At 70.0% G+C, this 1,119-nt stretch carries 1 protein-coding gene; it reads right to left on the bottom strand.

Features of this window, described 5'->3' with window-relative positions:
• Window positions 1-32: 32 nt before the first annotated feature.
• On the bottom strand, window positions 33-860 hold the full coding sequence (locus DQW06_RS15045; protein WP_157983449.1) for an aminoglycoside phosphotransferase family protein: 828 nt from the start codon (window positions 858-860) through the stop codon (window positions 33-35).
• Between the last annotated feature and the right edge of the window lie 259 nt (window positions 861-1,119).

Genomic DNA, 1,119 nt, shown 5'->3' with positions numbered 1-1,119 from the left:
GCTGCGGGGCCGGACACGAGACGCCCGGGGCATCAGCCCAGGAGGGTCCTGGTGATATCGGCCCAGTCGCGGGCCAACACGGTGAGCCGCTCATCCCTCCACGGCGCAGACGGGATGTCGCTGTGGATACGCAGCTCCCGGGCCAGGACCAGGGCTCGGTTGACCTCGAAGGCTGCTTGGGCCCGGGGTCCTTGGCCGAGGATGCGCCGCTGGATGTGACGGCGTGCCCGGGGGGCATTCGCCAGGATGGTCCACAGGACCGCCAAGTCGTATCCGGGCAGGTAGCGTCCCGCATGCTCCCAGTCGATCAGCGTGACATTGCCGTGGGGGTCGAAGAGGAAGTTGGTCAGGAGCGGGTCGCCGTGGGCGAGGCCCCGTTCGCCTCCGGCCCGCTCGAGCAACTGTGTCAGCGCGTACAGGTGTTGGTCGCTGACCCACCCCTTGTCGTGCTCGCGCTCGAGCCGCTCCTGGTAGTCGAAGGTCTGGGGGCAGACCGAGGCCGGGGCCTGCCAGCTGCCCACCGCCTGCAAGGTGTCCGTGATCGTCCTCAGGTCCGGTGTGCTGATGGTGTGGGTGGGGTAGCGGACACGGTCCGGAACCGGGTGGCGCCCCTCCACGTACTCGATGATCAAAACGGTGGCGTCCGCAGCGAACAGACGGGGCACACGCACCGGCGGCCGTGCGTGGGAGAGGGCCTGGTAGGCGTCGCGTTCCTGGGCGAACTTGCCCGCCCACAACGGTGAGAGGTCGGTCAGGATCTTGGCGACCACGGGTTCGCCTCCGCAGCGGCCTCTCACCAGGGTGGACTTGTCCGTGCGCGCCAGCACCCCGGTGGGGTGGAAGTCGGCACGCAGCCGCACGGCCGGCGCAGCCTCGCGGGCGAGTGCATCGGAAATCGTGGCTCCTGGACGAGGGTTTCGAACGGGTCGGTGTCCATTGTCCGTGGAGACGGCGCCCGGGCGGGGGCGGCGGGACGGGAGCGGCGGCGCCACGATGCGCTCACGGGTGGTGGAGGGGGAACGGCGAATCTGAGAGGGCACGGGGATCCAATCCTTCGGAGGAGGGCCAAAGCGCCACGGGACACCTCGGGCGTCTCGTTTCCGGCACCCAGGCGACCGG

Source organism: Nocardiopsis sp. TNDT3, from assembly GCF_003427465.1.
Taxonomy (GTDB): domain Bacteria; phylum Actinomycetota; class Actinomycetes; order Streptosporangiales; family Streptosporangiaceae; genus Nocardiopsis; species Nocardiopsis dassonvillei.
This window is presented reverse-complemented; position numbering and strand designations above follow the sequence as displayed.